Source organism: Pseudonocardia zijingensis (genome assembly GCF_042657305.1).
Classification (GTDB): domain Bacteria; phylum Actinomycetota; class Actinomycetes; order Mycobacteriales; family Pseudonocardiaceae; genus Pseudonocardia; species Pseudonocardia zijingensis.
Genome location: NZ_JBHSKO010000007.1, coordinates 30,496 through 50,878 on the forward strand (window position 1 = coordinate 30,496; position 20,383 = coordinate 50,878).

Annotated in this window: 28 protein-coding genes, 1 tRNA gene and 1 pseudogene; 15 read left to right on the plus strand and 15 right to left on the minus strand. The window is 72.0% G+C overall.

All coding sequences use genetic code 11. The features are described from left to right. Positions 1–4: 4 nt before the first annotated feature. The 6 genes from ACFPL3_RS16095 to ectA all read right to left on the minus strand — a co-directional run bounded on the left by ACFPL3_RS16095 (position 5) and on the right by ectA (position 5,912). Positions 5–751: an enoyl-CoA hydratase/isomerase family protein gene (locus tag ACFPL3_RS16095; RefSeq protein ID WP_343940570.1), complete on the minus strand. Its 747-nt coding sequence runs from the start codon at positions 749–751 to the stop codon at positions 5–7. 9 nt (positions 752–760) lie between these two features. Then, positions 761–1,987 carry an acyl-CoA dehydrogenase family protein gene (locus ACFPL3_RS16100; protein WP_343940572.1) on the minus strand — a complete coding sequence of 409 codons (1,227 nt, stop codon included), beginning with the start codon at positions 1,985–1,987 and terminating at the stop codon, positions 761–763. A gap of 13 nt (positions 1,988–2,000) precedes the next feature. Continuing rightward, positions 2,001–3,641, minus strand: coding sequence for an AMP-binding protein (locus ACFPL3_RS16105; protein WP_343940574.1), 1,641 nt, complete (start codon positions 3,639–3,641; stop codon positions 2,001–2,003). A 79-nt stretch (positions 3,642–3,720) separates the two neighbouring features. Next, positions 3,721–4,131: an ectoine synthase gene (locus ACFPL3_RS16110; RefSeq protein WP_343940576.1), complete on the minus strand. Its 411-nt coding sequence runs from the start codon at positions 4,129–4,131 to the stop codon at positions 3,721–3,723. After that, complete coding sequence (gene ectB, locus ACFPL3_RS16115) at positions 4,128–5,396, minus strand: diaminobutyrate--2-oxoglutarate transaminase (RefSeq protein ID WP_343940578.1); 1,269 nt, start codon at positions 5,394–5,396, stop codon at positions 4,128–4,130. The genes ACFPL3_RS16110 and ectB overlap by 4 nt, the downstream gene beginning before the upstream one ends. Before the next feature lie 36 nt (positions 5,397–5,432). Then, positions 5,433–5,912 (minus strand): diaminobutyrate acetyltransferase, encoded by a 480-nt coding sequence (gene ectA, locus ACFPL3_RS16120; RefSeq protein WP_343940580.1) that lies wholly within the window; start codon positions 5,910–5,912, stop codon positions 5,433–5,435. A 304-nt stretch (positions 5,913–6,216) separates the two neighbouring features. Between ectA and ACFPL3_RS16125 the strand changes: the two genes are divergently transcribed. Together ACFPL3_RS16125 and ACFPL3_RS16130 are read left to right on the plus strand one after the other, a co-directional pair. Continuing rightward, a complete protein-coding gene (locus ACFPL3_RS16125; protein ID WP_343940582.1) occupies positions 6,217–6,993 on the plus strand; it encodes an SDR family NAD(P)-dependent oxidoreductase in 777 nt (258 codons plus the stop codon). A gap of 70 nt (positions 6,994–7,063) precedes the next feature. After that, the gene (locus ACFPL3_RS16130; RefSeq protein ID WP_343940584.1) at positions 7,064–7,396 is read left to right on the plus strand and encodes a GYD domain-containing protein; all 333 of its coding nucleotides are present in this window, start codon (positions 7,064–7,066) and stop codon (positions 7,394–7,396) included. 124 nt (positions 7,397–7,520) lie between these two features. Here ACFPL3_RS16130 and ACFPL3_RS16135 read toward each other — a convergent pair whose 3' ends face one another. Next, complete coding sequence (locus ACFPL3_RS16135) at positions 7,521–7,862, minus strand: iron chaperone (protein WP_343940586.1); 342 nt, start codon at positions 7,860–7,862, stop codon at positions 7,521–7,523. A 33-nt stretch (positions 7,863–7,895) separates the two neighbouring features. On the opposite strand from ACFPL3_RS16135, the pseudogene ACFPL3_RS16140 reads away from it, so the two are divergent. The 3 genes and pseudogenes from ACFPL3_RS16140 to ACFPL3_RS16150 form a co-directional block, all read left to right on the plus strand. Then, positions 7,896–8,246 (plus strand): annotated as a pseudogene (locus ACFPL3_RS16140) (alpha/beta fold hydrolase); the annotation flags it as partial. 76 nt (positions 8,247–8,322) lie between these two features. Beyond that, entirely contained in the window at positions 8,323–8,556 is a 234-nt protein-coding gene (locus ACFPL3_RS16145) for an alpha/beta fold hydrolase (protein WP_343940588.1), read from the plus strand. Further along, on the plus strand, positions 8,553–9,122 hold the full coding sequence (locus ACFPL3_RS16150) for a DinB family protein (protein ID WP_343940590.1): 570 nt from the start codon (positions 8,553–8,555) through the stop codon (positions 9,120–9,122). Before ACFPL3_RS16145 ends, ACFPL3_RS16150 begins: the two co-directional genes overlap by 4 nt. Before the next feature lies 1 nt (position 9,123). Here ACFPL3_RS16150 and ACFPL3_RS16155 read toward each other — a convergent pair whose 3' ends face one another. The 4 genes from ACFPL3_RS16155 to ACFPL3_RS16170 form a co-directional block, all read right to left on the minus strand. Then, the gene (locus tag ACFPL3_RS16155) at positions 9,124–9,687 is read right to left on the minus strand and encodes a DUF6886 family protein (protein WP_343940592.1); all 564 of its coding nucleotides are present in this window, start codon (positions 9,685–9,687) and stop codon (positions 9,124–9,126) included. Further along, on the minus strand, positions 9,684–9,869 hold the full coding sequence (locus ACFPL3_RS16160) for a hypothetical protein (RefSeq protein WP_343940594.1): 186 nt from the start codon (positions 9,867–9,869) through the stop codon (positions 9,684–9,686). The genes ACFPL3_RS16155 and ACFPL3_RS16160 overlap by 4 nt, the downstream gene beginning before the upstream one ends. A gap of 27 nt (positions 9,870–9,896) precedes the next feature. Continuing rightward, a complete protein-coding gene (locus ACFPL3_RS16165) occupies positions 9,897–10,061 on the minus strand; it encodes a hypothetical protein (RefSeq protein ID WP_343940596.1) in 165 nt (54 codons plus the stop codon). Between the two features lie 87 nt (positions 10,062–10,148). Next, positions 10,149–10,553 (minus strand): GNAT family N-acetyltransferase, encoded by a 405-nt coding sequence (locus tag ACFPL3_RS16170; protein WP_465269431.1) that lies wholly within the window; start codon positions 10,551–10,553, stop codon positions 10,149–10,151. A 120-nt stretch (positions 10,554–10,673) separates the two neighbouring features. Between ACFPL3_RS16170 and ACFPL3_RS16175 the strand changes: the two genes are divergently transcribed. The 4 genes from ACFPL3_RS16175 (at position 10,674) to ACFPL3_RS16190 (ending at position 13,581) form a co-directional block, all read left to right on the plus strand. Further along, positions 10,674–11,192 carry a MarR family winged helix-turn-helix transcriptional regulator gene (locus tag ACFPL3_RS16175; protein ID WP_379589234.1) on the plus strand — a complete coding sequence of 173 codons (519 nt, stop codon included), beginning with the start codon at positions 10,674–10,676 and terminating at the stop codon, positions 11,190–11,192. Between the two features lie 277 nt (positions 11,193–11,469). Continuing rightward, a complete protein-coding gene (locus ACFPL3_RS16180; RefSeq protein ID WP_343940602.1) occupies positions 11,470–12,054 on the plus strand; it encodes a 2'-5' RNA ligase family protein in 585 nt (194 codons plus the stop codon). 2 nt (positions 12,055–12,056) lie between these two features. Continuing rightward, positions 12,057–12,554 (plus strand): GNAT family N-acetyltransferase, encoded by a 498-nt coding sequence (locus tag ACFPL3_RS16185; RefSeq protein ID WP_343940604.1) that lies wholly within the window; start codon positions 12,057–12,059, stop codon positions 12,552–12,554. Between the two features lie 130 nt (positions 12,555–12,684). Beyond that, complete coding sequence (locus tag ACFPL3_RS16190; protein ID WP_343940606.1) at positions 12,685–13,581, plus strand: ornithine cyclodeaminase family protein; 897 nt, start codon at positions 12,685–12,687, stop codon at positions 13,579–13,581. 2 nt (positions 13,582–13,583) lie between these two features. Here the strand turns inward: ACFPL3_RS16190 and ACFPL3_RS16195 are convergent, their stop codons facing one another. Then, positions 13,584–14,558 carry a helix-turn-helix transcriptional regulator gene (locus ACFPL3_RS16195; protein WP_343940608.1) on the minus strand — a complete coding sequence of 325 codons (975 nt, stop codon included), beginning with the start codon at positions 14,556–14,558 and terminating at the stop codon, positions 13,584–13,586. 97 nt (positions 14,559–14,655) lie between these two features. Between ACFPL3_RS16195 and ACFPL3_RS16200 the strand changes: the two genes are divergently transcribed. Then, complete coding sequence (locus ACFPL3_RS16200; RefSeq protein WP_343940646.1) at positions 14,656–15,051, plus strand: RidA family protein; 396 nt, start codon at positions 14,656–14,658, stop codon at positions 15,049–15,051. A 10-nt stretch (positions 15,052–15,061) separates the two neighbouring features. On the opposite strand, the gene ACFPL3_RS16205 is transcribed toward ACFPL3_RS16200, so the two are convergent. Both ACFPL3_RS16205 and ACFPL3_RS16210 read right to left on the minus strand, forming a co-directional pair. Then, positions 15,062–15,277, minus strand: coding sequence for a hypothetical protein (locus tag ACFPL3_RS16205; protein ID WP_343940609.1), 216 nt, complete (start codon positions 15,275–15,277; stop codon positions 15,062–15,064). Positions 15,278–15,324: 47 nt separating this feature from the next. Continuing rightward, positions 15,325–15,588 carry a hypothetical protein gene (locus ACFPL3_RS16210; protein ID WP_343940611.1) on the minus strand — a complete coding sequence of 88 codons (264 nt, stop codon included), beginning with the start codon at positions 15,586–15,588 and terminating at the stop codon, positions 15,325–15,327. 138 nt (positions 15,589–15,726) lie between these two features. Here ACFPL3_RS16210 and ACFPL3_RS16215 point away from each other — a divergent pair, with 138 nt between their 5' ends. The 4 genes from ACFPL3_RS16215 to ACFPL3_RS16230 all read left to right on the plus strand — a co-directional run bounded on the left by ACFPL3_RS16215 (position 15,727) and on the right by ACFPL3_RS16230 (position 18,627). After that, the gene (locus ACFPL3_RS16215) at positions 15,727–15,924 is read left to right on the plus strand and encodes a MerR family transcriptional regulator (protein WP_343940612.1); all 198 of its coding nucleotides are present in this window, start codon (positions 15,727–15,729) and stop codon (positions 15,922–15,924) included. A 270-nt stretch (positions 15,925–16,194) separates the two neighbouring features. Further along, positions 16,195–16,890, plus strand: a complete 696-nt coding sequence (locus ACFPL3_RS16220) for a DUF4397 domain-containing protein (RefSeq protein ID WP_343940614.1) — start codon at positions 16,195–16,197, stop codon at positions 16,888–16,890. 29 nt (positions 16,891–16,919) lie between these two features. Further along, positions 16,920–17,579, plus strand: coding sequence for an RNA polymerase sigma factor (locus ACFPL3_RS16225; protein ID WP_343940616.1), 660 nt, complete (start codon positions 16,920–16,922; stop codon positions 17,577–17,579). Between the two features lie 88 nt (positions 17,580–17,667). Then, positions 17,668–18,627 carry a MerR family transcriptional regulator gene (locus ACFPL3_RS16230; RefSeq protein WP_343940617.1) on the plus strand — a complete coding sequence of 320 codons (960 nt, stop codon included), beginning with the start codon at positions 17,668–17,670 and terminating at the stop codon, positions 18,625–18,627. A gap of 143 nt (positions 18,628–18,770) precedes the next feature. Here the strand turns inward: ACFPL3_RS16230 and ACFPL3_RS16235 are convergent. Further along, positions 18,771–18,845: transfer RNA gene (locus ACFPL3_RS16235), tRNA-Thr, on the minus strand. Between the two features lie 205 nt (positions 18,846–19,050). Between ACFPL3_RS16235 and ACFPL3_RS16240 the strand changes: the two genes are divergently transcribed. Beyond that, on the plus strand, positions 19,051–20,367 hold the full coding sequence (locus ACFPL3_RS16240; protein WP_343940619.1) for a threonine/serine exporter family protein: 1,317 nt from the start codon (positions 19,051–19,053) through the stop codon (positions 20,365–20,367). Positions 20,368–20,383: the final 16 nt, after the last annotated feature.

Here is a 20,383-nt window from a genome sequence, read left to right on the forward strand (position 1 = left end):
CTCCTCAGCTCGGGTGCGGCTCGATCCAGTCGTAGCCCGCGGTGACGAGCTCCTTCACGAGGCGGAGGTTGTAGCGGTTCATGGCGGCGATCCGCTCGGCGAGCCCGGCGACCTTCTCGTCGAACTCGTCGGCCGCGAACACGTCGTTGACCAGGCCCAGCTGCAGCGCCCGCTGAGCGTCCAACCGGACGCCGGTGAAGAGCATCTCCTTGGCCCTGGCCATGCCGATCCGGGCGGGCAGCCGCTTGAGCCCGCCCCAGCCGGGGGCGCTGCCGCCCACCTCGGGCTGGTCCGGGTCCTCCTTGCCGTCCATGAACTTCGGCTGGTAGGGCGGCCGCGCGGAGAGGGTGATCTCGACGAGCCCCATCTTCGCGTTGTCGGAGCAGACGATGAAGTCGGCACCGAGCGCCAGCTCGAGTCCGCCGCCGACCGCGTAGCCGTGCACCGCGGCGAACACCGGGATCGACAGCCGCTCCATCATCGCGAACGTCTTCTCGCCGAGGCGGCCCTGCTCGATCCGGTCGGCCTTGGTGAGCGACTCCGACCAGTCGAGGTCCATGCCTGCGCAGAACCCCTTCTCACCGGCCCCGCGCAGCACCGCGACGTGAACCTCGGGGTCGTCGTCGATGTCGGTGAAGACCTTGCGCAGGCCGTGCATCATGTCCGGGGTCAGCGCGTTGAGCTTGCTGGGCCGGTCGAGGGTGATCCAGCAGACGCGGTCCTTGACGACGACGTCCAGTCCTTCGGTCATGTGGTCCTCCTAGGAACGAGGGAGCCCGAGGCCCCTCGTGGCGATGACGTTGCGCTGGATCTCGGAGGCGCCGCCGAGGAAGGTGGCGGCGACGGCGTCCATGCGCATGTGGGTGAAGGCGGCGCCCAAGGGCGCGCCCCGGCGCTGCCACAGCTGCCCGTGCCGGCCGAACACGTGGGCACCGGTGCGCGCGAGCCGCTGGTGCAGCTCGGCGCTGAACAGCTGGTTGACCGACGCCTCGTACCCGGGCACCGGGTTGGTGACGCTGTAGCGGGCGATGTTGTAGAGCACCCGCACCTCGATGTAGCGCCGGGCGATCTCCTGGCGGGCGCCGCGCTCCCAGCCGTCCCGGAGCTGTTCGCGCCCCTCCGGGGTGCCGATGTGCTCGACGAGCCGGGCGATCGCCTGCTCGTACTTGATCGTGGCCCCGATCCCCGCGCGCTCGAAGCTCAGCGCGTCCATCGCGACGTACCAGCCGCGGTTCTCCTCGCCCACGCGGTTGGCGACCGGAACCCGCGCCCCCTCGAAGAAGATCTCCGAGAAGGGGGTGTCACCGCGGATGTCGCGGATCGGGCGGACGGTGACACCGGGGGTGTTCACGTCGACGAGCAGGAACGTGATGCCGCGGTGCTTCGGCGAGGCCTCCGGGTCGGTGCGGACGAGCACGAACAGCCAGTCGGCGTGGTGGCCGAGGGAGGTCCACACCTTCTGCCCGTCCACGACGTAGTGGTCGCCGTCGCGCACGGCGCGTGTCCGCAGGCCTGCGAGGTCGGAGCCCGCGCCGGGCTCGGAGAAGCCCTGGGCCCAGGTGCGCTCACCGCGGGCGATGGGGGGCAGGTGCTCGGCGCGCTGCTCGTCCGTGCCGTGGGCGAGCAGGGTGGGGCCGAGCAGGAAGGCGCCGATGCCGTTCACGGTGGGCACCCGCGCCCGCATCATCTCCTCGTGGAGGATGAACTCCTCCATCGACGACAGCCCGGCACCGCCGTACTCGACGGGCCAGTGCGGGGCGATCCAGCCGCGTTCGGCCAGCGCGGCGGCCCACTCGCGGGCGCCCGCCCGGCGAGCGGGGTCGGCGCTGCTGCGGTCGACCGGCCAGTTGTAACCCCACACGTCCTCGGGCTCGAGGCTCTGCTCGGCGTCCGGGTCGGGTGTGTAGGCGGCCGGGAACCGGTCGCGCACGAATGCGCGCACCTCCTCCCGGAACGCCGCCTGTTCGGGGCCATCATCCCAATTCACAGAGCCTCCCAGTTCATGCCGTCCGCCCGGGGGTCGCCTCCGCCGCCGCGGACGCCTGGGTGGCCCGCGTGCCGGGTGTCGCGCATTCGCGGTCCCAGGTACCCGGTGTCAGGCCGTGATCACCCATCGCGCGGAGGGTGTGCTTGGCCACCTTGTCGGTCGGGGTGCGCGGCAGCTCGTCGAGGAACTCGATGTAGCGCGGCACCATGAACGACGGCAGCTTGGCCGCGCAGTGCGCCGCGAGCTCGGCCGCGGTGAGCTCGGAACCGGGAGCCCGCACGACCGCCAGCTTGACGTCCTCCTCGCCGAGCTCGGAGGGCACGCCGAACGCCGCTGACTCGACGACGCCGGGATGCAGGTTGACCTCGCACTCGATGTCGAACGCCGAGATGTTCTCCCCGCGCCTGCGGATCGCGTCGGCGATCCGGTCGAGGAAGTAGAAGTAGCCTTCGTCGTCGCGCCACGCGCGGTCGCCGGTGTGGAACCACATGTTGCGGAACGCCCTGGCCGTGGCCTCGGGCATCCCGTAGTAGCCGGTGGTGATCACGAACGGTTGCTTCGGTCGCACCACGAGCTCGCCCGGCTCCCCCGCGGGTACCTCGCGGTCGTCCTCGTCGACCACGGCCACCTCGAAGCGCTCGGAGTGGGCCTGGCCCATCGACCCGAGCCGCCACTGCCCGTACGGGCTGCCGGTGGCGATACCGACCTCGGTGCTGGTGTAGGTCTCGGCCGACCGCACGCCGAAGCGTTCCTGCAGTGGCGCGTCCAGCGCGGACTTGCCCATGTAGAACGTCTCGAGGGGGTGGTCGCGGTCGCGGGGGCTCGGCGGGGCGCTGAGCAGGATCGGGATCATCGCGAACACGCTCATCGTGACCTGCGCGTCGAAACGGCGCACGTCGTCCCAGAATCGCGACGCGCTGAACCGTTCGACGATGCCGATCGGGTTGCCGGACAGCAGCGCGGAGAACACCCCGTCCCACAGGCCGGCGGCGTGGAACAGCGGAAGCGGGCAATAGGTCGTCTTGCCCCAGCGGTCGAGGAAGTCCAGGGAATCCCACGCGCAGGTCAGGGCCAGCGCGTGCGGCACCATCGCGCCCTTCGAGCGCCCGGTGGTGCCCGAGGTGTACATGATCGCCTGCAGGTCGGAGAACCGCGCGTCACCGTCGACCCGGTCGGAGCCGTGCCCGAGCAGGCGCGACATCGGGATCGCGCCCTCGCCGATGACGTCGAGAGCCGGTTCCTGCCCCCGGACGATCACCCGGATCGGGTCCGGGATGCTCGGCAGCACGGACGGCAGCCGGTCGGTGTACTCGGCGTCGATGAGCAGCGTCGAGATGTCGGCGCTGTCGAGCACGTGGCGCAGCAGCTCCCCGCGGTAGGCCGTGTTCACCGGCACCGCCACCGCGCCCACCCGCGAGAGCGCGACGATCACGGGCACGAACTCGGGGCAGTTCGGCAGCATCACCGCCACGTGGTCGCCGCGGCGCACGCCTTCGGCGGCGAACCCGTTGGCGTAGGTGTCGGCGGCGGCGTCCACCTCGGCGAAGGACAGCTCACCGTCCCGGAACTTGAGGAACGGCGCGGCCCCGTGGGACTCCGCGCGCGATCTCATCACGTCGCCGAGGACGAGGCCTTCCAGCCACCCCTGGCTCATCACACCTCCCTGGACCGGGCGAACGGCCGCCTCGCTCACGCGATGGCGGCCGTTCGCGACAGCCGGGGCGGAACCTCCCTCAGGAGGCCTCCGCCGTCGGCGCGGGCTCGACGATCAGCGGGTACACGCCGTTCTCGTCGTGCACCTCGCGTCCGGTCACCGGCGGGTTGAACACGCACACGGTGCGCATCTGCGTGCGCGGACGCAGCTGGTGGTGCTCGTGCCCGTTCAGCACGTAGACCGAACCCGGACCGAGCTTGTAGGTGACGTCGTTGTCCTTGTCGGTCAGCTCGCCCTCACCCTCGATGACCCAGACGGCCTCGATGTGGTTGGCGTACCAGAAGTCGTTCACCGAACCGGCGTCGAGCACGGTCTCGTGCAGCGAGAAACCGACGCCGTCACCGGCCAGCACGATGCGCTTGCTGCGCCAGTGCTCGGTCTTGACGTCGCGCTCGGTGTCGGTGATCTCTTCGATCGTGCGGACGATCACGCAGACATCCCTTCCGTCACGGCGCGGACGGCCTCACCGACCAGCCCGAGCCCCTCTTCCAGCTCGCCGTCGGTGATCGTGAGCGGCGGCATCAGCTTCATGACCTCGTCGCTGGGCCCGGCGGTCTCGATGATCAGACCGCGCTCGAACGCCGCGGCGCACGCCTTGGCCGCGAGCTCGGGCTGGGAGAACTGGAGCCCCCGGGCGAGACCGCGCCCCTTCGGGGTGAGCTCGACGCTGTCCGAGGACGCGGCGAGCTCGCCGAGGGCGGCCCCGATGCGCTCGCCCTTCGCGATGGTGCCGCGCTCGAGCGTGTCGTCGGCCCAGTACTCCTTCAGCGCGGCGGTGGCGGTGACGAACGCGGGGTTGTGCCCGCGGAACGTGCCGTTGTGCTCACCGGGGCCCCACTGGTCGAGCTCGGGCTTGATCAGCGTGAGCGCCATCGGCAGCCCGTAGCCGCTGATCGACTTGGACAGGCAGACGATGTCGGGCTTGATGCCCGCGGCCTCGAACGAGAAGAACGGGCCGGTGCGCCCGACGCCCATCTGCACGTCGTCGACGATGAGGATCAGGCCCTGGCGGCGGCACAGGTCCTCGAGCCCCTGCAGCCACTCGATGCGGGCCGGGTTGATGCCGCCCTCGCCCTGCACCGTCTCCACGATGACGCCCGCGGGCTCGTTCAGGCCGCTGCCCGCGTCCTCGAGCAGCCGCTCGAACATCAGGAAGTCCGGCACCGTGCCGTCGAAGTAGTTGTCGAACGGCATCGGGGTGGCGTGCACGAGCGGGATGCCCGCCCCGCCGCGCTTCATCGAGTTCCCGGTGACGGACAGCGCGCCGAGCGTCATGCCGTGGAACCCGTTGGTGAAGTTGATCATCGACTCGCGGCCGGTGATCTTGCGCGCGAGTTTCAGGGCCGACTCGACGGTGTTGGCGCCGGTCGGACCCGGGAACTGGACCTTGTAGTCGAGCCCCCGCGGTTTCAGCACGAGATCCTCGAAGGTGTGCAGGAACTCGGCCTTGGCCGTGGTGTACATGTCGAGGCCGTGGGTGATGCCGTCCCGCGCGAGGTACTCGAGCAGCGGACGTTTCAACGCATCCGGGTTGTGGCCGTAGTTGAGCGCACCGGCGCCGGCGAAGAAGTCGAGATATTTCTTGCCGTCGATGTCGGTGATGTGCGACCCTTTTGCGGTGTCGAAAACCACCGGCCAATTGCGGCAGTAGCTGCGGACCTCGGACTCGAGGTCGTCGAAAACGGTCGTTTCCACGGGCTCTCCCTGCGAAACGGTCGTGTGATCGTCAGGTCAGCGGTCGACCGGTCCGATCCGGAACAGGATTTCGGGTTCGTGGTCGGCACCGAGCAACTCGGAACCGAACAACTCGCTGCGGCGCACCGGTGCACCGCGCCGCTCGGCGAAGCGACTGAAGAGGGCGATCGACCCCTTGTTGTCCGGGGTCACGGTCGCCTCCAGGTGGTCCACCTCGGGTACCCGGTCGAACAGGTCATCGAGCATGGCGGCCGCCACACCCTGGCCACGGGCCGCGGCATCCACCCCGACCTGCCAGACGACCAGGGCAGACGGAGCATCCGGCCTGCGGTACCCGGTGACGAACCCCACCAGCTCCCCGTCGCGGCGCGCCACGACCGACGTCGCTGCGAAATCGCGGCACCACAACAGGTAGCTGTATCGGGAGTTGACGTCGAGAACCCCGGTGGCATCGGCAAGGCGCCAGCACGCCACACCGTCGGCAACCTCCGGGTGGCCGATCGCCAGCTGTTCCACCGTGTTTGAACCTACTCGGTCAGGGGATCCAGCAACTGCGGCCATGTCAGGGGAACTTAACAGGCCTGAAACCGGTCCGCCGAAGTGTGCTCGGCCAGTCCGGCTAGAAAATGTGACGGCTATCACATTCACGTTTGACGATCACCCAGGGCGGGAACGGCGTCGTTCCGCCAGGTCACAGCAGGATTTCGAGCCTTCTACACGCGGTCGATGAGCGCAGTTTCGCGCACGGATCACGGAATCGCAACGACCATCACACTCGGCTGGATCGTAAGCCTGTCGTTAGGCTCGCGCAGTGCCTCGCGTGCCCGCACCACGGTCCGTCGTCGTCACCGGAGGAGGTCGCGGCATCGGCCGCGCCGTGGTCGAACGGCTCCTGCAGGAGGGCGCCCACGTGGTCGCGATCGAGCTCGACGCCCACGCGCTCGGCTGGCTCGCCGCGCACCCGTTCGCGGCCGCGGTGGCTGGCAGCGCCGCCGACGAGGCGGTCACCGAGGAGGCCGCCGACCGCGCCGAGCGCGCCGCGCCCCTCACCGGCTGGGTGAACAACGCGGCCGTCTTCCGCGACGCCTCGGTGCACACAGCGCCGGCCCGCGAGGTCCTCGACCTCGTGCAGACCAACCTCGCCCCTGCCGTCGTCGGCGCCACCACCGCGGTGCGCCGCTTCCTCGCGGCGGGCACCGGCGGCGCGATCGTCAACGTCTCGTCGCACCAGGCCCAGCGCGCGGTGCCCGGCTGCACGCCGTACGTCACGGCGAAAGCGGCGATCGAGGGCCTCACCCGCGCACTGGCCGTGGAGTACGGGCCGCGCGGCGTGCGCGTGAACGCGGTGGCGCTCGGCTCGATCGCCACCGAGCGCTACGCGTCGTTCCTCGACGGCCTCGGCCCCGACGGCGCCGCGCACGTCGAGGACGAGATGCGGCGGATCCACCCGCTCGGCCGGGTGGGCCACCCCTCGGAGGTGGCGGGGGTGATCGCCCACCTGCTGTCGGACGACGCCGCGTACGTCACCGGCGCCACGGTCCCGGTGGACGGGGGCCGGTCGGTGCTGGCCCGCGACCCCGAGGCGCACGAGGACTGAGCCGTTCGGCGCTCGACAGCTGCCGGCGCCGGTGGTGCACTGGCCGACCCATCGCGCGAGGAGGTTCGAGATGGCCAAGTTCGCGATCTTCTTCAGCTACAAGCCGGAGACGTGGGACCGGATGGTGATGAAGCCCGGTGAGCGGACGACTGCTGTCCGGCAGCTCGCCGAGAGCGCCGGAGGGTCCCTCGAGAAGCTCTACTACATGTTCGGCGACCGGGACGGGTTCGTCGTCCTCGACTTCCCGGACTCGACCACCGCCGCCGCGGTGTCCGTTGCGGTGAGCAGCTCCGGCGCTTTCTCACACCTGGAAACCCGTGAGCTCATCGACGCGGAGGACCTGCCGGCATTGCTGGAGAAGGCGGCGTCGGCGCGGGAGTCCTACCGCCGTCCCGGCGACTGAGCACGGACGCGCGGCACGAGCAGCACGTGACCGTCGGGCCGCAGTCATGATCACCGCACTGGCGCGTTTCCCGACGCATCCCGTCGGCTTTCGCGCCCGTCCGCTGATCTTGGCTGTCGCCGATTCAAGAACCCAGCGCAGCGCGGATCACGTCGCACAGCTCGTCGTCGGACACCGCGTCGGCGTCCTCGGGCCGCAGCTGGATCGTCCCCTTGCTCGTCCTGAGCCCGGGGTGCCGGCCGGCGAAGGCGGCGACCGCCTCCTGCCCCCACCCGTAGAGCGACACGCCGTGGCGCCACACCCCCACGTGGAGCCGGCTGCGGCCGACCCGGTACGTCGGCATCCCGTAGGAGATGACGACGGCCGCATCCGGGTGGGTGGCGAGGATCAGCGCGTGCACCCGGTCGAAGAGCGGGCGGAATGCGGGGTCGATCGCGTCGACGTAGGCCTGAACGGCGGCGTCCATCCGCCCATCTTCACGCGTCGCCGGCCTGCTGGGATGGTCGGACGGCATGGAGCAGCTTCCGATAGGCGGTGTCCACGCCGAGGCCGCCGGGACCGGCTCTTGATCATCACGCATGAGGGGCTGGCGCACATCGAGGCGTGGGACGCGCAGGTGGCGGCGTGGTCGGCCGACCACCGCGTTGCCCGCTGGGACCGGCGCGGCTGCGGGCGTTCGCCGCGGCCCGCGGAGCAGTACTCGAGCGTGGACGACCTCGCCGCCGTCGTGCGTGCCGTGTCCGACGCGCCCGCGGCGCTCGTCGGCTGCTCGTTCGGGTCGCTGATCACGCTGCACTGCGCGCTCGACCACCCGGAGCTGGTGTCGAAGCTCGTGCCGACCGGACCGGTCGTCAGCGGCCTCCCGCCGAGCGAGCACTTCCTCACCCGCGGCGGTCGCGGCGTCCCCGCAGAACCTGCACCCGCCGGTGGAGCTGGAACGTCCGCCGGAGGAGCCCGCCCTCGGGCGGCTCGGCCAGATCGCGGTGCCGACGCTCATCGTCGTGGGCGAACAGGACATCCCCGATGTACACGCCCACAGCGGAGCGCTCGAGCCAGGCATCCGCGGTGCCACCCGGGTGGTCCTGCCCGGCAGCGGTCACCTGCCCCATCTCGAGGTGTCCGACGCGTTCAACCGGATCGTGCTCGAATTCCTCGCATGAGCACCGACGCGAAGGCCGACCTCCACCGCTACCTGCGGGCGGGGCGCGACGCAGTGTTGTCCAAACTCGACGGGCTGGCGGAGCGCGACATCCGCCGACCGCTGACCCCGACAGGAACCAACCTGCTCGGCCTGGTCAAGCACCTCGCCGGTGTCGAGCTCGGGTACTTCTGCGCCGTGTTCGACCGCCCCTTCGAGGTGCCCGGACCGTGGTTCGGGGAGGACGCGGAACTCAACGCCGACATGTACGCGACGGCCGAGGAGTCGCGCGAGGACATCGTCGAGCTCTACCGCCGGTCGTGCGCCCTGTCGGACGCCACGATCCGCGAGCTCCCGCTGGACGCGCCCGGGCACGTGCCGTGGTGGGGAGAACCGCGCGTCACCCTGCACCGCATCCTCGTGCACGTGATCGCCGAGACGCACCGCCACGCCGGCCACGCCGACATCCTGCGGGAGCAGGTCGACGGCACCGCAGGCCTGCGGCGGCCGGGCGACAACATGGCCGAAGGCGACGCGGCGTGGTGGGCCGCGTACCGCGAGCGGCTCGAGAAGCTGGCCGAAGGCTGACTCACGCCTGCGCGTTGCGCAGCCGGATGCCGCTGAACCCCAGCGTGCTCGCGACGATCGCCTCCCAGAGGGGCCACAGCCGCGGGAGCACGCGCAGCTCAATGCCGGCTTCCTCGTGGAGCGCGAAGAGATCACCCACGGGTTCCGGCGGCCCGAGCGGCCGCACCGCGACCTGCGCCACGTGGGCGTTCGGCTCCGGTTCACCGTCGCGCGCCGGCTCCGGCTCCGGGAACGGGCGGAACGGCGCCGCCGGGAGCCGGTAGGCGTACAACCGGACCGTGCGCATCCGCTCCAGCCACGCGTACTCCACCGCGTGCAGGCGGGATGACCCGGACGGCCCGAGGATCCGCTGCGCGTCCGCGGCCGTGGTGCCCGCCGTGGCCCAGGTGAGCACCCGCGGGCACTGGCGCGGGAACCAGTAGCTGGGCGCCTGCCCCGCGTCGACCGCCCACACGTAGGCGCCGGGGACGCGCGCGGTGGGGGTGACGTGCGGGACGAATTCCGTGATCGTCGGGTCCTCCGAGAAGTGGAGGACCTCGCCCTCACCCGGGCGCCCGGGGCTCACTTCCGGCCGTACTCGGCCTGCACGTCGTTCTTCCACGCCTCGTACTCGGCGCGGTCCTCCTGCAACCCCATCTCGGCCACGCAGTCGGCGCACCGGCCGACCACCCACAGCAGCGAGACCCGGGAACACCGCACGCACTGGCGCGGCTCCGCCATCACGTTGTCCTCGACAGCGACGCTCACGCCGCTGATCGTGCCACGCGGAGACCTTCAGTCGCTGCCCGGCTGCTCGTCCCCGGCGGCTTTCCGCTCTTCCGGGACGTCCCGTCCGAGCTTGCGGTTGAGCGCGTCAGCCGCCCGGATGCCGAGGAGGCACCCGCCGGTGCCGGCCAGCGCTGCCGCGACGAACCCGCGATCTGCAGCAGGGTCATGCATCACCTCGGGGTCGGGCGCCGCGGCGCGATCACTCGGAAGGGTGATCGAAACACGCGGCGGGGCCGGCCCTGGAACACGGGGCCCCGCTCAAGCGACGAGGTCCAGCCGGTAGGCGAGCGCGTGCAGGGGCGGCTCCGCCGCCAACCCGTAGTGCTCGGCGGAGTCGGTGTCGTGCGCGGGCGTGCGGCGGTACCCGAGGCGTTCGTAGAGCCCGATCGCCCGCGTCATCACCGACGTCGTGTGGAGGTACACGCTGGTGGCCCCCGCGGCGCGTGCCCGATCGGCGCAGCTGCGCATCAGGGCGGAGGCGATTCCGCCGCCCTCGCGGTCGGGCCACACGGCCACCCCGCGGACGTACGCCGCACCCGCCGGCAGGCCGAGGCCGTCCGGGCGCAGCTGCAGGCGGGCGGTGCCGACCAGCGCGTCGCCGTCGAGCGCGACGAGCACGGCGGCGCCGTCGGCCTCGATGTCGAGCACGTCGGCGAGGTACACCGGGAAGACCTCCTCCGCGACGGCCCCCGCGTACCGGCCGTACGCCGCGCGCAGCAGGCGTCTGATCTCGGCGTACCGCTGCGGGCGGGGGGCGAGCGCCTCGTCACCCTCGCGGTGCTGATGCGCGAGGCCTTCGTGACGCTCAACGACCTCGTCATGGCACGGCTCGCCGAACGCGGGCACACCGCGGTGCGCTCGGCGCACAGCGCGGTGTTCCAGTACCTGGACGACACCGGCACCACCGTGACCGCACTCGCCGAACGCGCACAAGTCACCAAGCAGGCCATGGCCGAGCTCGTGCAGCACCTCGAGGCCCACGGCTACGTCACCCGCACCCCGGACCCGACCGACCGGCGCGCCAAACTCGTCCGGCCCACCGACCGCGGGCGCGAACTGCTTGCGATCGCCCGGGAGCTCGTGCCCGCGCTGGACGAACGCGTGAGCCGGATCATCGGCGCGGAACGGGGTGCGCGAGCTCAAGGCAGACCTGGAGGCGATCCGCCGCGGCATCGCCGGGACCGGAGGCGACCGGGCCGCGGAAGCGGATTCCCCCGGAGCCTGACCACTGTTCCGGCGCGAAATCGAGCGTTCTCGACCCGGGGATGCGCCAACTCGACGATCGTGGGAAAGCATCGCTGAACCGCCGAGGATCGCAGGTCAGGGGCTTTCGAACCCCGGACCGATGCGCGAAATCACCTCTCGCCTGCCGCGTTCGGCTGAACGCAGCCCGGAATTCCGTGGAGCCGCCGCTCGCCAGATGCATGATCACGGGTTTGGCGCGAGAACAGGAGAAATCGACACGGGAACGCGGCAACGCTGCGATCATGGGCAGATGGTCGCTCGGCCCGAGTACCTCACGACGCCTCGGCTGGCAGTCCCCGTAGGGACCGACAGAGCAGCTTTCCCAGGAGGCCCCATGCCCGATCCCCGCACGCTGCCGGACGACCGCTTCGGGTACAGCGTCTACACGCTGGTCGCCCACGCCTCCCCGGAGCAGGTGCGGCTGGTGGCCGAGGTGCGGGATGCCGTCGGTCAGGAACGGGCCGTGATCCCGGCGCACGTCACGATCCGGGGCACCTTCTACGGGATCGACAGCCTCGATCAGATGCGCGACCTGCTGAGGCGGACGGCAGCCGGCCTGGAACCGACCCCGGTCGAGTTCGACCCGGACGGCTGGAAGCACCACAGCGACGGGGACCGCCACGGGTGCGTGATGCCGTGCGTGACGTCGCCGGCGCTGTGGTCGCTGCACGAGTCCTTCGACGCCGTCATCCGGCCCCGCTCCCGGGACGCCTACGGAAGCGGCTACCGGGCTCACCTGATGCTGTGCCAGGACTGCTCGCGCGAGCAGGTCGAACGGGCCCTCGCGCTGGTAGCCGAACGGGACGTCGGGACCGGCTTCGCCGTCGGTTCCGTGGAGCTCATGGGCCGGGTCGGGCCCGCCTTCGGGGGCTGGTGGACGTTGATCGAGTCGTTCCCCCTCGCCGCTCACGCGTCGTAGGCATGGGCGGCACCGTTGTCGTGCGCAGCGCGGTCGAGGGCGACGCCGAGGTTGTCGCTGCCGTCATCGCGGCGGCCTTCGCGCAGTACCGCGGCCGGCTCGTCCCCGAGTCGGGCGCCTTCCGCGAGACGGCCGAGAGGATCTCCCGCGAACTCGCGGACGGGGGTGGCGCGGTCATCGCCGAGCTGGGCGGCGAGACGGTGGGCTGTGTCATGACCAGGCCGGTCGATCGCGATCTGTACTTCGGCCGGCTGGCAGTGGTCCCGCCGGCGCGCGGCCGGGGCATCGCCCGGCGCCTGGTCGAGGCCGTCGAGGCGGAGGCGGCTCGGCGCGGGCTGGCCGGGGTGCGGCTGGGCGTGCGGATCGCGCTGACCGAGAACCAGCGGCTGTTCACCGCGCTGGGGTACGTCGAGACCTCGCGCGAAGCGCACCCGGGCTTCGACCACCCCACGTCGATCACGATGCGGAAGGCGGTCCCGCCCGTCCGGGATCACTCATGAAGGTCGGCATCGTCGGGAGCGTCACGCGCCCGGGCCGGCCGGGGTTCTGCTCATCGGCGATGCTCTGCTGCCGGCGGGCGTGCCCGAAGCCGACGTCGCCACGCTCGCCCGACCCCACGGAGGAGAGCCGATGCCGACCCACCTCGACCAGGCGCAGGTCCGCAGCCTGCTGAACTGGCCGACCGCCATCGACGCCCTCCGGCAGGCGCAGACGTCAGGGCCGGGCGCCGTGTCGGCCCCGGCCCGGACGAGCGTCCCCGCACCCGGCGGGCACGTTCTGGTCATGCCGGCGGTCGACGCCGACCACTTCGGGATCAAGATCGCAGGCGTCGCGCCCGAAAATCCCGCGCGCGACCTGCCCCGCATCACCGGCACCTACCTGCTGCACGACGCCACCACGCTGATGCCTGTGCTCGCCGTCGACGGCCCCGCCCTCACCCTCGTGCGCACGGCAGCGCTGTCCGCGCTCGCCGTCGACGCCCTCGCCGACCCCGGCGCGTCGAACCTGCTCGTGTACGGCACCGGCCCACAGGCCGCCGCGCACATCGAGGCACTGCGCACCGTCCGCGACTTCCGGACCGTCGCCGTCGTGGGGAGGACGGCCGAGTCGTCCCGGAGGTTCGCGGCGGAGCACGGCGTCGCCGAGGCCGGTCCCGGCGCGCTCGGTTCAGCGGACGTCGTCGCCTGCTGCACCAGCGCCCACACGCCGCTGTTCGACGGCACACGCGCGGGCCGTGACGTCACCGTCGTCGCCATGGGCGCCCACACGCTCGACGCCCGCGAGCTCGACGCAGCCACCCTGCGCGGCGCCCAGGTCGTGGTGGAGGACCCGGCCGCCGCGAGCCGCGAAGCGGCCGACGTCGTCGCCGCCCTGCAGGCGGGCGACATCGACGGCACCGTCCCCCTGCACGCGGTCCTGAACGGCGAGGTCCCGGTCGACCGGGGGCGCCGCCGGGTCTTCCGATCGGTCGGCATGGCGTGGGAGGACCTCGCGGTGGCCACGGCCTTGAGACGGATGCTCTCCTGACGCTATGGCGCTGCCCCGTACCGGGCCGCGATCGCGAGAGCGCGGTCGCGCACGGCGGTGCGCAACCATGTCGGGTCGAGAACCTCGAGGTCAGCGCCGAGCTGCCACACCGCCCACTCGGCGTGCCGCCGGTCCTGGAAGGTGAGCTCCAGCCGCAGCAGCCCGCCGTCGTCCGACTCCTCGCGGACGGCCAGCGCGGTGCGCAGCAGGCCCTCCCGCCGGGCCGGGTCGACCCGGACCAGCACGGTGACCTGCTCGCCGCCGACCCGAAACCGCGTGCTGCGTTCCTGCCACGCCTGGTCCAGGTCGACGTCGTCCGGGCGCTGCGCGGGCTCCATGAGCTCCTCCGCGGCCAGCACCCGCGACAGCCGGTACGTGCGATCCTCGCCGGACCGCGTGGCCAGCAGGTACCCCTGGCCGCGCACCGTGACCAGCCCGATCGGGTCGACCGTGCGCCACTCCGGGGGCTGGTCCACGGCCGCGTAGTGGATGCGCAGCTTGTGCCCGTCGAACACCGCGCGCCGGATCTCGGTCAGCACGGCGTCGGGCACGTCGTCGGCGACCACCAGCCGGCGTGCGAGCAGGTCGGCTTCCGGCTCGACGAGGAACCGGCGGGCCGCGTCACCCGCGGTGACTCGATGGCTCTCGGGCAACGCGTCGACCACCTTCAGCATGGCCGAGGCCAGCGCGGAGCCGAGGCCGAACACCTGCACCCCGCGCCGTGATCCGGCGACCAGCAGGGCGAGCGCCTCGTCGTGGTTGAGCCCGGTGAGCTCGGTGCGGAAGCCGGGCAGCAACGCGAACCCGCCGTGCCTCCCGCGTTCGGCGTAGACCGGGACGCCGGCCGCGGACAGCGCCTCGATGTCACGCATCACGGTGCGGGTGGTGACCCCCAGCTCCCGCGCCAGCCTGCCGGCGGTCAGCCTGCCGTGCCGGCGCAGCAGCAGCACCAGCGAGACCAGCCGGTCGGCGCGCACGCGGGAAGCGTATCCGGATACATGACCATGGATGTCACGATTCGTTGCGAGGCTCCTCGACGTAGCGAACGTCGATCGAGAAGGAGCAGAAGTGACGATGGTGCGGACGGCCGTCAACCCCGTGACGTGGTCGGTGGCGATGGGCTTCAACCAGGGAGAGGTCGTCTCCGGGCACACCCGGACCCTGTACTGCTCGGGCCAGACCGCGATGAGCGCCGACGGCACGCCCCAGCACGACGGCGACATGGCCGCACAGCTGGCGCTGAGCATCGACAACCTGGAGGCAGTGCTCGCCGACGCCGGCATGTCGCTCGCAAACCTCGTCCGGCTGGGCGTCTACACCACCGACGTGGATCTGCTCCTCCAGCACTACGGCGTGCTTGCCGGGCGCCTGGGCGCCGCGGGCGTGGCACCGGCCACCACCATGCTCGGGGTCACCCGGCTGGCGGTCCCCGGCCAGCTGGTGGAACTCGACGGCACAGCTGTCGCGTGAGCCCCGCGGCCTAGCAGCGGTACTCCGGACGAAGGACCGGGCCGAGATCTCCATCGACCGGCCCGGTCAACCGCGCGTGGAGCTCGGGGTCGGCGTGGATCGCAGCCGCGGCCTTCCACTCGTTGATGGTTCGTGCGAACAGACCCCAGTTGTCGAGCTCGGCACACGCCTCGATCGCGCGCGTGAAGTCGGCCGTGAACCGAGCCAGCTCGGCCGCGGGCAGCACGGCCGGCCACGGGACTGCCGAGGACCGCTCGGAGGGAGGAGGGGGCCTCACGGCCGGTGGCCGGGCCGGGGCAAGGTCCACAGGCCGCGCGGCTTGCGGTGGCGCGTCCCCCGGTACGGCCGGCTGACCGCCTCCTTGCAGAACCACCACGCGTCCTCCTCCGTCTCCGCCCACCCGTGCGAGGTCTTCCCCTCGTCCAGCACCACCGTCCACCGGTACCGGCCCGACCGCTCGCGGAAGCTCACCGAGGCACGCCCCTGCGCACGCGCGATCTCCAGCCGCGCCTCTGCCTCGTCTGCCGCCTCACCCATCGCGCACCCGCCTCCGGGGGTCTCCGTCCACCAGAACGCCACATGCGTACGATGCCGCATACTCCGCATACACCGTAAACAAGTCCGTAGACCGCACAGACGGCAGCGGCCGCATCTACCTGCGTTTACGGTCGAGATGTGGCAGAGGCCCGACTGGTGACCACGGCGGAGCTGGCGCGTGCCTTGGGCCTGGCGCCCCGCACGATCCAGAAGTACCGCAAGGACGGCCTACTGACCCCGGACCTCGAGTCGATCGGCGGCCACGCGAGGTGGAACGTCGAACGCGTCCGCGAGGAGCTGCGGCGGATCGCCGCCGAACGCCGCGGCGAACGCTAGGGGCAGCCCGACGGCCCCCGAGCATGATCCGAACTATCGGTTGTCCATCGCTGTCCCCACGACCACGGACACCCGGAACTCCGGATCTTGGCCGCGAAGGTCGCGAGTATCACGCGGGACCACCGCCGCTCGGGCACCCCGCTGCGTCGACTCAGGTGAGTCTGGACGACGTCCAGCTTCTGTCCAGAATCTGTGCAAGGATTGTGCATCCGTCCAGCTCGGTCGGGCGGTAGTGCAGGTCGAAGGACCACCACAGATACGGAAGGACGCATGATGCGCCGTCTGACTCTGGCCTTCGGCGGAGTACTCGCCGCTGCGGCCGCAACCCTGGGGGTCACCGCACCCGCCGCCGCCCAGGAGACCGCCTCCGTGTACGTCGTGCACGGCATCCCGGACACAGCCGTCGACGTCTACGTCGACGGGGCGCGCCTCCTGGACGACTTCCAGCCGGGCTCCGCCGCGGGCTCGGTGGACGTGCCGCGCGGTTCCCACGAGGTCGCCCTCTTCCCGGCAGACGCCGCCGACGGCTCGGGCTCGCCACTGCTGTCGGCGACGCAGGAGGTGCCGGGGGGCGGCAACGTCACCCTGGTCGCGCACCTGACCGAGGACGGGCAGCCGGCGGTCACGCCCTTCGCCAACGACGTCTCGTCCCTGCCCGCGGGGCAGGCACGTGTCGTCGTCCGGCACACCGCAGCCGCGCCGGCCGTCGACGTGCTCGCCGGTGGCAGCCCGGTGATCAGCGGCCTGGCCAACCCGGGCGAGAAGGCCCTCGAGGTCCCGGCCGGCACGATCTCCGCCGCGGTCGCGGCGGCAGGCACCACCGAGCCGGTGATCGGCCCGGCCGACCTCGACCTGCAGGAGGGCACCGCGACCTTCGTCCACGCCACCGGCTCCCTCGAGGCCGGGAACCTGGGCCTGGTCGTGGTCACGGTCGACGACCTGCACACCGCTGAGGGCACGGGCTGACCGTGCGCGCCCATGAAGCACCGCTCGCCGTGACGGTGCTGCGGCCGGCCGGAGTGGGGACCGACCCCGCTCCGGCCGGGCCACGGCCGGCGGACGAGCCGCCCGCACTCGTGCCGCTGCCGCGCGTCGGCGACCCCGACATCGCATCGAGCGACGAGCTGGCCCGTCGGTTCCTCCTGGGCGACGGCGCCGCGCTCGAAGAGGCCTACGACCACCACGCACGGCTGGTGTACTCGCTGGCGCTGCGGGCGCTGGGCGCCCACCACGATGCCGAGGACGTCACGCAGCAGGTGTTCGTCCGAGCGTGGCGGGGGCGCGCGGGGTTCGACCCCGGCCGCGGTTCGCTCGGGGGCTGGCTCGTGGGGATCACCCGCCGCCAGATCGCCGACCGGTTCGCCGCCCGTGCCCGCGACCGCGACCTCGCCGACCGCGCCGGGCGCGTTGCCGAGCCGGTGGTCGGTGACGCGCCCGACGACGTCGTCGACGCGGTGGTGGTCGCGGAGGAGATCGAAAGACTGCCCACCCACCAGCGGGACGTCGTCCGGTTGACGTTCTTCGCCGACCTGACCCACCAGCAGATCTCCGAGGTGACGGGGTTACCCCTCGGCACGGTGAAGAGTCATCTCCGGCGAGGACTGGAGCGGTTGCGGCGACGGTGGGAGCTCCGCCGTGTGGCATCCGGGAGCTGAACGAAGGCGCAGGGTGGGAAGCGGGGCCCGAGGGGTGCCCCGCAGCGCAGCCCGAACAGCGCGTGGCCGACGCGGCTGGAGTTGTCAAATGTTCGTCCAAAGTTTGTATGGTCTACCCATGGCAGCTGGGGAGGATCGAGCGCTCCTGCGCATCGGCGAGCTCGCGCGTCGGCTGGGAGTGAGCCAGGACGTCCTGCGCGCGTGGGAGCGTCGATACGGCCTGCTCCAGCCGGTGCGTTCGCCGGGTGGGTTCCGCTTGTACACCGCATCCGACGAACAGCGGGTTCGCCGGATGCAGGTCCACCTCGCCGGCGGCCTGGCCGCCGCCGAAGCAGCCCGCGCTGCCCTGACCGAGGAGGGTGATCGAACGGTTGTGACGCCGCCGGAGCAGCTGCCGGCGTCGGACCCGGTCCAGACACCGCTTCCACCGCCCGACCGCGGGCTCGCGCGCCTGACCGCGGACCTGCGTCGCGCACTCGACGCGCTGGACGAGCCGGCCGCAGAGGCGGTGTTGGATCGCTTGTTCGCCGACTTCAGCGTGGAGACCGCCCTGCGGGACGTCCTCCTGCCGTACCTGCACGAACTCGGTGCCCGGTGGGCGGTGAACGAGATCAGGGTCACCACGGAGCACTTCGCGAGCCACGTGCTCAGGGCGCGACTGGCGGGCCTGGCCCGTGGCTGGGGCCAGGGACGGGGGCCGTGTGCCGTGCTCGCCTGCCCGCCCGGCGAGCAGCACGACCTACCGCTCATGGCCTTCGGCGTCGCCCTGCACCGGAACGGGTGGCGGATCGTCTATCTGGGCGCCGACACCCCTCTTGCGGATCTCGGCCGGACGGTCGAGGAGAAGCGGCCCGAGATCCTGGTCCTCGCCTCCGTCGACGTCGACAGGTTCCGGCACTCGATCCCGGACCTCGCGGCGCTCACTCGACGCACCTCGCTCCGGTTGGCCGGCGCCGGCGCCAGCGCGGCGGTCGCCGACGCCGTCGGCGCGACGGTGCTGGCCGCCGACCCGGTCACCGAGGCCCAACGGCTCATGCCGCCAACCTGAGCGGATCGGGCCGGCCGCTGCCCACTTCTGCGTCCACCGGGCAGATCGACAGGACCACGGGCACCTATAACCGGGTCGCATCCACGTCGCCGGCGAGCCCGGGCCGGCGAGGACCCGCGGGCGTGGCGGGTGGTCAGGAGGCGTGGAGCCGGAGGTCGGGATCGAACCGACGACCTACCGCTTACAAGGCGGTTGCTCTACCACTGAGCTACACCGGCCGGTACGGGACCACATCCTAGTAGCGCGATCGACGCTCCCACCTACCCTGGGCGCCATGCCGCAGTCGATCGCCGCCGGCAGGGGCGGGGTCCTTCCTGGCCGGTTCCGATGACACCGGGTCAGAGGTTCACCCGTCGGGTCCGCAGCGCCATCCGGCGCGAGGCGCACGGGCTGCTGCACGCCGGCCCGCCCACCGTTCAGCTGATGCGGCCGCTGGGCCCGCAGGTGCCCGACGACGCGCGCGTGCAGCAGGTGCTCGACCTGTGCATGCGCGTGGGCGAGGTGCTGCTCTCCAGCGGCGAGAGCGTGGACGAGACGTCGCAGACGATGCTGCGGCTGGCGGCCACGGCGGGGCTCTCGGCCGTGGACGTCGACATCACGTTCAGCTCGATCACGATGTCCTGCCACCGGGGGATGGCGGCGGCGCCGGTCACGTCCATGCGGCTGGTGCACTACCGCGCGCTCGACCTCACCCGGTTGGAGGAGGTCGCGAAGATCGTCGAGCGGGTGGAGCGGGCCGAGCTCGACATCGAGGCTGCGTCGGTCGCCCTCTACGAGGCGGTCAGCGCGCCGCACCCGTACCCGCGGTGGGTCGCCACGGCGGGGTGGGCCGGGCTGGCCGGGTCGGTGGCGCTCCTGCTCGGCGCAGCGCCGGTCACGGCGCTCGCGGCGTTCCTCGTGACGGGTCTCATCGACCGGCTCGGCCGGCTGCTGAACCGCTGGGGACTGCCCGCGTTCTTCCGGCAGGTCGTCGGCGGGGCGATCGGCACCGGCGCCACCCTGGCCCTCTTCGCGGCCGGGGTGATCCCGCCGGGCACCCGGCCGTCCCTGGTGGTCGCGGCGAGCATCACGGTGCTGCTGTCGGGACTGTCTGTCGTCAGCACGGTGCAGGACGCGATCTCGAGCTACTACGTCACGGCGGCGGGACGGGTGGCCGAGATCGCCCTGCTCTCTGCGGGCCTGCTCACCGGTGTCGTCCTCGCGCTGCGGATCGGCAACGAGTTCGGCGTGCGGCTGGAGGTGGCGGGCGAGCTGCCCACGAGCGCGGGCCGGTTCGGCCTGTCCGTGCTGGCGGCCGCGCTGGCGGCGGCCTCGTTCTCCCTCGCCGGTTACGCGCGCTGGCGGCCGCTGCTGGCGGCTGGGCTCGCCGGGGCTGCGGGCTGGGGGACGTACGGCGTGCTCACGCAGGTCTTCTCCATCGGCCTGATCGCGGCCACCGGCGCCGCCGCGATCGTGGTGGGGATCGCCGCCGGCCTGCTGCGCCGCGGCGGCGGCATCTCACCGCTGGTCGTCACGCTCGCCGGCATCACGCCGCTGCTGCCGGGCTTCACGGCCTACCGCGGCTTCTACCAGCTGTCCGTCGAAGGTCTCGCCGAAGGCCTGGTCACGATCACGGTCGCGCTGGGCATCGGGCTCGCGCTCGCCGCGGGCGTCGCGTTCGGTGACTTCCTGGCCCGGCCGCGCCGCCCCTCCGTCCCCGTGACGGCCGAATCACCCCCATCGGAGCCCGACCGGCAGTAGGCTCGACCGCGCTGAT